This is a genomic window from Streptomyces jumonjinensis (genome assembly GCF_009600885.1).
Lineage (GTDB): Bacteria > Actinomycetota > Actinomycetes > Streptomycetales > Streptomycetaceae > Streptomyces > Streptomyces jumonjinensis.
Map to the genome: position 1 here is coordinate 3,894 of NZ_VCLA01000168.1, position 8,328 is coordinate 12,221.

Consider the following 8,328-nt stretch of genomic DNA (forward strand, 5'->3'; position numbering starts at 1 on the left):
TCGGCGACGCCCGCGCTGGTCGCGGAGCTGCTGGAGATCGACGGGGCCGAGGTGCGGCAGTCGGTCGGTGCGCTGGAGGCCGCCGGGGCGCTCGTCTCGGGACGCTTCCGGCATCCTGCGGCGCTCGCGGCCGTACGGGATGACGCACCGGCCGCCGGACTGCCCCGGCTGCACGCGCGCGCGGCCCGGCTGCTGCACCGTGCCGAAGCGCCCGCGCGCGTCGTGGCGGAGCGGCTCGCGGACGCGGGCGACGCGGACGGCCCCTGGGCGCGGAGCGTGCTGCGGGAGGCCGCCCGGCAGCTGCTGGCCGAGGACCGCGCCGACCTGGCGGCCGAGTACCTCGGGCTGATCGCCGACGCGCTGCGGGGCGACGCGCTGCGCGCCGAGGCCCTGCTCGAACTCGCCGACGCCGAATGGCGGATCTCCCCCGCGCTGACCCGGCGTCATCTGCCCGAACTGGCGGACGCCCTGCGCACCGGACGGCTGGGCGCCGGGCTCGGGACCCGCGCGGCCCGGCATCTGAGCTGGCACGGCCGGCCCGTGGAGACGGCGGAACGGGTCCGGCGGCCCGCCGGTACGGACACCGGGGAAGCCCATGCCGCGGCGCGGCCCGCGGGCGTCCCCGGTGGACGGCTCGCCCTCGCCCCTCCGCCCCTCTCCCGGCGCCGGCCGCCGCCCGCCGGGAACGGAAGGGACCGGGCCGGCCGGCCCGGGGCGCCCTTCCCCGACGGCGGGCCCCCGGAGCCCGGTACGGAGGTGCTGCTGAAGGCGCTGACCGGGACGGCCTGCGAGGAGACCGCCGCGCACGCGGAACACATCCTCGAAACGCTCGCGCTGGACGGCCGGACCCTGGAACCCCTCTGCTCCGCGCTGCTGGCCCTGGTCTGCCAGGAGCGGTGCGACAGCGCGGCGCGATGGAGCGCGCGCCTGCTGAGGCAGGCCGCCGCCCGTCCGCACACCTCGGGCTGGCAGGCGCTGTTCGCCGCCGTGTCGGCGGAGATCTCGCTGCGCCGGGGCGCGCTGGCCGACGCCGAGGCACAGGCGCGTACCGCTGTCGACCGGATCACCCTGGAGGGCTGGGGCGGCCATGCCGGGGCCCCGCTGAGCACGCTGATCACGGCTCTCACGGCGATGGGCAGGCCCGCCGAAGCGGCCGAGCTGCTGCGCGGACCGGCGCCGGACGCCTTCCTCTCCTCGCTGTTCGGACCGTCGTATCTCTACGCGCGAGGGCGCCATCACGCGGCGACGGGCGGGTTCCGGGCGGCGCTCGGCGACTTCCTCGCCTGCGGCGCCCGGCTGACCGCGTGGGGAGTCGACGCGCCCGGACATCTGCTCTGGCGGGCGGAGGCGGCGGGCGCGTGTCTGGCACTCGGCGACCTGGCCCGGGCCCGCGCCCTCGTCGACGAGCAGCTGGCGCGGAACCGGCTGGGCATGTCCCGGGCGAGGGGAGTCACCCTGCGGCTGCTGGCGTCGGTCAGCGACGTACGCCTCCGGCCGGCGATCCTCGACGAGGCCGTGGGCGTCCTCACCCACTGCGGCGACCGGTATGAACTCGCCCGTGCCCTCGCCGATCTGGCGGCTGCCCAGGGGGCGGCGGGGCTGCGGGAGCGGGCGCGTGCCACCGCCCGGCTCGCCGTGTCGACCGCCAGGGAGTGCCGCGCGGATCCCCGGCTGCTGCGGACGGTCGCGCCGGGCGACGGCGGCGCGGGGCCGGCTCTCACGGCCGGGCCGCCGAAGAGCGGCGGGGAGGACGGCACGGTGCTCAGCGAGGCCGAGCGGCGGGTCGCCTCCCTCGCGGCGAACGGGCACACCAACCGGGAGATCTCCACCCGGCTGGTGATCACGGTGAGCACGGTGGAGCAGCATCTGACCCGGGTGTACCTCAAGCTGGGAGTCACCGGGCGCTCGCAGCTGACGCCGTCGCGGCTCCGCGCCGGGCGGGAGTGAGCCCGTCGACCCCGGGACGGCGCGTGATCGGGCCACGGTCGCGGCTGTTGGCCCGCCGGGACCCGCTCCGGCCGTAGGCACCGCGGACTCGCTCCGCCGGCGGACCACGGCCGGAAGACCGACGGAGCGGGGGCAGGCATGGGCATGGACCGGGATCGGAACAATCCCGGACCCTGACCGGATCGTTCCGGCGCGGGCCTGGATCGGGACTGCCACCGCGACGCCGCCCCAGGTCAGACTGGGGGCATGAGAAAAGCGCTGCTAGTGATCGATGTCCAGGAGTCCTTCCGCGCCCGCCCGGAGTGGGCGCGGATCGCCCGGCCGGAGATCGCCGATCCGGTCAACCGGCTGGTGCGGCTCTTCCGTGAGCGGGGCGATCAGGTGATCTGGGTGCTGCACTCCGAGCCCGGCAGCGGAGGCGTCTTCGACCCGGCACTGGGCCATGTGCGCCCGATGGACGGGCTGACGGCCCCGGCCCCCGATGAGCAGGTGCTCCACAAGACCTCCCACAACGCGTTCACCACCACCCCGCTGCAACAGCTGCTGACCTCCGCCGGCGTCGGCGAGGTGACGGTCTGCGGCATCCGTACCGAGCAGTGTGTGGAGACCACCGCCCGGCTCGCGAGCGATCTCGGCTACCGGGTCGTGTTCGTCACCGACGCGACGACGACGGAGCCGATCGGCTCGCTGAGCGCGGACGACATCGTCGAGCGTACGGAGGCGGTCCTGCGCGACCGGTTCGCCAGGATCGCGACCGTGGCCGGACTGGAGCGGGAAACGGGAGCGGTCACGGCGTGAGCCAGGTCGTCTTTCTGCTGCTGCCCGGAGTCCATCTGCTCGATCTGGCCGGACCGGCCCAGGTGTTCAGCACGGCCGCGGACTTCGGGCAGCCGTACCGCCTCGGCTATGTCGCGGAGCGGGAGCAGATCGTCAGCGCCCAGGGGCTGCCGCTGACCGCGCGCACCGACTGGCCCGAGCTGGCCCCCGACGATCTGATTCTGGTGCCGGGATGGCGGGCTTCGACCCTGTGCGCCGGACCGGTGCCGGACCCGGCGGCGCTCAGCGCGCTGCGCTCGCACCACACGGCGGGCGGAACCGTCGCCAGCGTATGCGCGGGGGCACACGCGCTGGGCCGGGCGGGGCTGCTGGACGGACGCCGGTGCACCACGCACCACGATCTCCAGGACGAGCTGGCGTCCCTCCATCCCCGGGCCACGGTGGTGCGGGATGTGCTGTTCACCTCCGACGACCGGGTGGTCACCTCGGCGGGGATCGCCAGCGGCATCGATCTCGCGCTGCATCTGCTGGCGGTCCGGCACGGTCCGGCGCTCGCCGCCCAGGTGGCGCGCGGCATGGTCGTCTACGCCCGGCGCAACGGCCATGAGCCGCAGACCAGCGCGATGCTGCGGCACCGCGCCCATCTGGACGACACCGTCCACCGCGTCCAGGACCTGATCGACGCGCGCTTCACCGAACCGCTGCCGCTGGCCTGTCTGGCGGCCCGCGGCGGAGTCAGCGAGCGGACCCTCACCCGGCTGTTCGGCCGGGCCACCGGCGGGCTCACCCCGCTGCGCTATCAGCAGACCCTGCGGCTGGAGCGCGCCCGGCATCTCACCGACCACGGCGCCACGGCCGAGTCCGCCGCACGCCAGGTGGGTTTCGAGGACGCCCGGATGCTGCGCCGGCTGCGCGCCCGCGAGACTCCGCCCGCCCGGACGGACCAGGGAGCGTCTTCACAGCCCCGGCTCCAGCCGGCCGGCGGTGCGGATGCCCGGCGGCGGTTCAGCTCAGGCGGAAGCGCTGGTTGAACTGTCCGGTGCACTGGTACTGGATGATCTGGGCGCCATCGCCGGTGCTCGCGCCCCGTACATCCAGGCACTTGTCGGCGAAGGTCTTGATGTACACCTCGCCGCTGCTGAGATACTCGATACGGAACCTCTGGTTCACCGACCCGGTGCAATCCCATTGCAGGATCGGCACGTTGTTGCCGGTACTGCCCTCCGCCACATCGAGACATCGGTTGGCGAACGTTCTGATCTGGACGACGCCGCCCTGATCGACGACTCTGAAGTTCTGGTTCACCTCCCCGGTGCACCGGTACTGGATGATCAGCGCGCCGTTGCCGAGACTGCCTCCGCGCACATCGACGCACTTGTCCGCGAAGGTCATGATCCGGGCGGTGAAGTCCGCCCGCGCCCGGTCCGTCTCGGCCGGCTGCGCTGCTGAGGCGGGAGGCGCCAGGACGGCGGCGGCCAGCACGGCCGCCGCGGCGAATGCCCGCCGTGCCTTGGTCATCGGGGTGGAACGCACCAGGTCACCTCTTCCTCGACAGACGCCGGCGGCGTCTTCTCGGAGGTGCTCTGTCCATGCCTCTCCCCGAGCGAACCGACACGCCGCCCGGTCCACTCCTTCGACCGAACCGGACGGCGCGTTCCTTGACAGACGGTCCTGCGGGGCCGTTCAGGGCTCTTCGGCCTCAGGCCCCCGGGCTCGGGCTTCCGGCCTCAAGCAGCCTGTGCACCGCCGGGCGCGGAACGGGGACGACGGCGGGAAAGCGGGTGTGGCCGGGGTCCAGGGTCAGCTCACCGCTGAGCACGCCGTTCCACCGGAAGTTCTCCCCGTGGTAGCGCGGCGTCATATAGCTCCACCGGAGATTCGCGGCGGCGACGTGCTGAAGCGTCAGCAGATACGTCTCCAGTTCGGCGCCGGCCCGCGGGGACGCCGTGATCCTGTCGTACTGCTCCAGAACGTCCAGCTGTGCCGCGCCGATCCGGGCGGCGACGTCGTCGACCGCTTCCTGAAGGCTCAGCCCTCGCACCCGGCGCAGCAGACACACGGCGTTGTTGTGGTCCCCGCCGAAGCACTCGGTACGGAAGGAGAAGAGGTCGTTGGGCAGCACCCAGGAGGCGGTGGTGGCCCGGTGGTACGCGCGGACCTCCTCGGTGGCCAGGGCGTCGGCGAGGTTCTCGATGCCGAGGACGTACTGGGAGTAGCCCTCGTAGGCGACGCATCCCGCGCTCTTGCGCCGGAGCCGGAGATAGGGGGCCAGCGGGTCGGGGTGATCGGCGACGACGGGGGCGAGCTCCTCCGTCTGGCCCTCCGCCAGCCAGGACGCCATGCCCTTCAGCAGCCGCTCGAAGAAGTCCTCGCCGACGCGGGAGCGGATCCGGCCGAAGAGCTCCCGTACGGCCTCGGGGGGAAACGGGGCGTCCGGCGGGGTCTTGCCCAGGGCGCTCTCCCAGATGGCCTCCGCATAGCGGTCGACCGTCAGCCGCGCGGCGGTCCCGGTCCAGCCGTGCGGGCCGAGCATACGGGCGAGATCGTCGTCGACGACGAAGCCGAAGTCGGTGATGTTGCAGATGTCGTAGACCCGGTCGCGGTCGCCGTGCGGATAGGCCATGCAGGTCAGCTGGCTGCCCAGGATCTCGCGGGTCCGGGCGATCTCGTCGGCCGGACGGCCGGCGAGCAGGGCGCCCGCGGTCCAGTCGTCGTTCTCCCTGATGATGGCCGCGTGGTCGGGGTGCAGCTCGCAGAAGAGGTAGTGGCCGATCTCCGGGAGACGCACACGGGTGCCGGGGGTGAGCCCGGGGCACGGCTTGAGCATGGGCGGAGTCCTTTCGGCTGTCGTGGTGGTGGGTCGCCGCGGGCTCAGCGCCCGCCGCCATCGGCCCGGGGGCGCGCGACGATCCGCATCCGCATCTCGTTCGGGCTCAGCATGCCCTTCATGGAGGGCCGGGGATTGTGCGGGGTGAGCTGGCGCAGGCTCCAGCGGGAGGTGATGGCGGCGAGCGCCAGCCCGGCCTCCAGCAGCGCGAAGCGGTCGCCGATGCACATCCGGGCGCCGCTGCTGAAAGGGATGTAGGCGGCGCGGGCGGGCGGCGTGCCCAGCCAGCGGTCCGGGTCGAACGCATCCGGGTCCCGGTACAGATCCGGTCTGCGGTGGATGAGGTAGGGGCTGAAGCCGATCTCGGTGCCGGCCGGCATCGGGACTCCGCCGAGTTCGGTGTCCCGGGTGACGACACGGGACAGCAGCCAGGCGGGAGGGTGCAGCCGCAGCGTCTCGGAGACGATCCGTCCGGTCAGTTCGAGCCGGGGCACATCGGCCGTGGTGACGGGAGCGCCCGCGAGGACGGCGTCGACCTCCGTATGGAGCCGGGCCTCGACGTCCGGATGCCGCGCGAGCAGGGACAGCGCCCAGACCAGCACTCCGGCGACGGTCTCCGACCCCGCGAAGAAGAAGGTGAGGACCTGGTCGCTCACCTCCTGGTCGCTCATGGCGGCGGGCCCCTCCGCACTGTTCGGGTCCTGGGCCAGCAGCAGTGAGGAGAGCAGATCGCCGTGGTCCGTCCCCTCGGCGCGGCGCTCGGCGATGAGGTCGCCGACCACGCGTCGGCAGCGGAGACGCGCCCGTTCGTAGCGCCGGTTGCCAGGCGTCGGAATCCGGGTGAGCGAGCGCGGCGCCAGGGTACGCCGCATGGCGCTCTCCACGAGATACGAGAAGTCCGTCACCAGGCCCCGGACGGCGTCGGGGGGCAGCGCCGCGGAGAACATCGTCCGCACCGCGATCCGCAGGGTCAGCGTCGCGAGCTCGCTGCTCATATCGATGATCTGGCCGTCGTGCCAGGACCGGGAGGCGGTGTCGAACTCATCCGCCATCACCTCGCCGAAGCCGGACACCCGGCTGGGGTGGAAAGACGGCTGGGCGAGCCGCCGCTGACGCCGGTGGCGGGCGTGCGGGCAGGTGACCATGCCGTCGCCGAGCACCTCGGCGGCCCGTTCGAACAGCGCGCCTCCCTTGTCGAAGGTGCGGTCGTCCATCAGGACCTGACGGGTGAGCAGGGGATCGCAGACCACGACGATCTCCCGCGGCCCGAGGCGCAGCCGGACCAGATCCCCCTGGGCGGGCAGTGCGGTGATGACCCCCAGGGGGTCGCGGAGCAGCGACAGGGCGTGCCCGAGAAGCGGCATCCCCCGGGGCGGGGCGGCGATCGGTATGACGGTGCTCATGACCACTCCTTGGCAGTCCTCGGGGCCGGAGACCGGGGCCATGGGGCCAGGCCCCGTTTTCTCGGTGTACGGCGGCTGGTGCGGCGGCGTGACTCCGCTGGTGCGGCCGGCGGCCGACCGGCCGGCGGTCGTCCGGGCAGCGGTCGTCCGGGCAGCGGTCGTCCGGGCAGCGGTCGTTCGGGCAGCGGTCTCCTGGCTGAGCCTTCGGCCGGCGGTCCCGGGGGCTCAGGGCGCGCGCGGTCGCCGCGTCATGGGCGCCGGCGGGCGGGCCCGGCCCTGCCGAGCGCGGTGACGGCGAGCGCCGCGAGCCTTCGGCGGTGGGCGGTCTCCGGCAGCCGGGCCAGGTCCCTGAAGGCCCGGGCGGCGTGCTTCTCGGCGAGCCGGGCAGCCGCGGTGTGCGCGTCGGTGGTGACGACGAGACGGCGGATGAGCGCGGCGGTCATGGGGTCCGGCAGGGCGGCGAACGCCCGGCGGAGCTCGGCGCGCTGGGACGCGGAGGCGCGGTCCCGGGCGAGCAGTACGGGCAGCGTCGGGCGCTGATTGCGCAGATCGCTGTCGGCGGGCTTGCCCGCCGCGCCCGGGGACCGGCCGTAGGGCAGGAGGTCGTCCCGGATCTGGAAGGCCATGCCCAGGTGTTCGCCGAAGGCGGCGAGCGCCTCGGTGTCCGCGGTGCGGCCCCCGGCGAGCACCGCGCCGATGCGGCAGGCGGCCGAGATGAGCACCGCGGTCTTCAGACGGGCCATCTCCAGATAGTCGTCGACGGCGGTGTCGAGACGGCCCGCCAGCGTCAGTTCCCGGGCCGCGCCCTCACAGATCCGGCGTCCGGCCTCGGCCTGTATCCGGCAGGCGGCGGCGACCCTGGTCTCGGGCACTCCGCGTGCCGCGCACTCGCAGAGCGCCTCGAACCAGGAGAAGAAGAGGGCGTTGCCCGTGACGATCGCGGTAGCCGGGCCGAACCGGTCGTGGACGGCGGGTCTTCCGCGTCGCGTCCGGTCGCCGTCGATGATGTCGTCATGGACGAGGCTGCCCGCGTGGACGCACTCCAGTCCCACCGCGGCGGGCAGTACCGGACCGACCGCGCCGCCGACCGCGAGGGCGCTGCGTACCAGCAGCAGGGGGCGGAGCAGTCTGCCCGCGGGCAGCAGGGCGTGCCGGGCGGCGGAGCCGAGGCCGAGGGCGGTGACGGCCGGGAGGGACCCGTTGAGTTCGGTCTCGATCAGGTCGGCGAGCCGGGCGTCCTGGTCGGCGGCGCGCGGACGGTCGCCGGGGGCCGCGCCGGCGGGGGGCGAGAGGGGGTCGGGCAGGGCGGTGGCCATGCTGCTCTCCGGGGGGGGGGTTGGGAGGCTCACGGGCATGCGCTCGGGGGAGGCGGCG

Annotated in this window: 7 protein-coding genes; 3 read left to right on the forward strand and 4 right to left on the reverse strand. The window is 74.0% G+C overall.

Annotation, left to right across the window (positions count from 1 at the left end; genetic code table 11):
• From FF041_RS24750 to FF041_RS24760, 3 genes are all read left to right on the forward strand, one after another.
• On the forward strand, positions 1–1,947 hold a 1,947-nt coding region (locus tag FF041_RS24750), incomplete at its 5' end, for a helix-turn-helix transcriptional regulator (protein WP_194292164.1).
• A 246-nt stretch (positions 1,948–2,193) separates the two neighbouring features.
• Positions 2,194–2,745, forward strand: coding sequence for a cysteine hydrolase family protein (locus FF041_RS24755; protein WP_153524870.1), 552 nt, complete (start codon positions 2,194–2,196; stop codon positions 2,743–2,745).
• The gene (locus FF041_RS24760) at positions 2,742–3,755 is read left to right on the forward strand and encodes a GlxA family transcriptional regulator (protein ID WP_323392623.1); all 1,014 of its coding nucleotides are present in this window, start codon (positions 2,742–2,744) and stop codon (positions 3,753–3,755) included. The genes FF041_RS24755 and FF041_RS24760 overlap by 4 nt, the downstream gene beginning before the upstream one ends.
• On the opposite strand, the gene FF041_RS24765 is transcribed toward FF041_RS24760, so the two are convergent.
• The 4 genes from FF041_RS24765 to FF041_RS24780 form a co-directional block, all read right to left on the reverse strand.
• Entirely contained in the window at positions 3,730–4,257 is a 528-nt protein-coding gene (locus FF041_RS24765; RefSeq protein ID WP_153524871.1) for an RICIN domain-containing protein, read from the reverse strand. The genes FF041_RS24760 and FF041_RS24765 overlap by 26 nt on opposite strands.
• 166 nt (positions 4,258–4,423) lie before the next feature.
• Positions 4,424–5,551 (reverse strand): terpene synthase family protein, encoded by a 1,128-nt coding sequence (locus FF041_RS24770; RefSeq protein ID WP_153524872.1) that lies wholly within the window; start codon positions 5,549–5,551, stop codon positions 4,424–4,426.
• A 44-nt stretch (positions 5,552–5,595) separates the two neighbouring features.
• Positions 5,596–6,954: a cytochrome P450 gene (locus FF041_RS24775; protein WP_153524873.1), complete on the reverse strand. Its 1,359-nt coding sequence runs from the start codon at positions 6,952–6,954 to the stop codon at positions 5,596–5,598.
• 248 nt (positions 6,955–7,202) lie between these two features.
• Positions 7,203–8,270 (reverse strand): polyprenyl synthetase family protein, encoded by a 1,068-nt coding sequence (locus FF041_RS24780; RefSeq protein ID WP_153524874.1) that lies wholly within the window; start codon positions 8,268–8,270, stop codon positions 7,203–7,205.
• Positions 8,271–8,328: the final 58 nt, after the last annotated feature.

Coding starts and splice junctions, on each gene's coding strand:
- FF041_RS24775 (WP_153524873.1), bottom strand. CDS start 6,954: ATGAGCACCGTCATACCGATCGCCGCCCCGCCCCGGGGGATGCCGCTT.
- FF041_RS24755 (WP_153524870.1), top strand. CDS start 2,194: ATGAGAAAAGCGCTGCTAGTGATCGATGTCCAGGAGTCCTTCCGCGCC.
- FF041_RS24780 (WP_153524874.1), bottom strand. CDS start 8,270: ATGGCCACCGCCCTGCCCGACCCCCTCTCGCCCCCCGCCGGCGCGGCC.
- FF041_RS24770 (WP_153524872.1), bottom strand. CDS start 5,551: ATGCTCAAGCCGTGCCCCGGGCTCACCCCCGGCACCCGTGTGCGTCTC.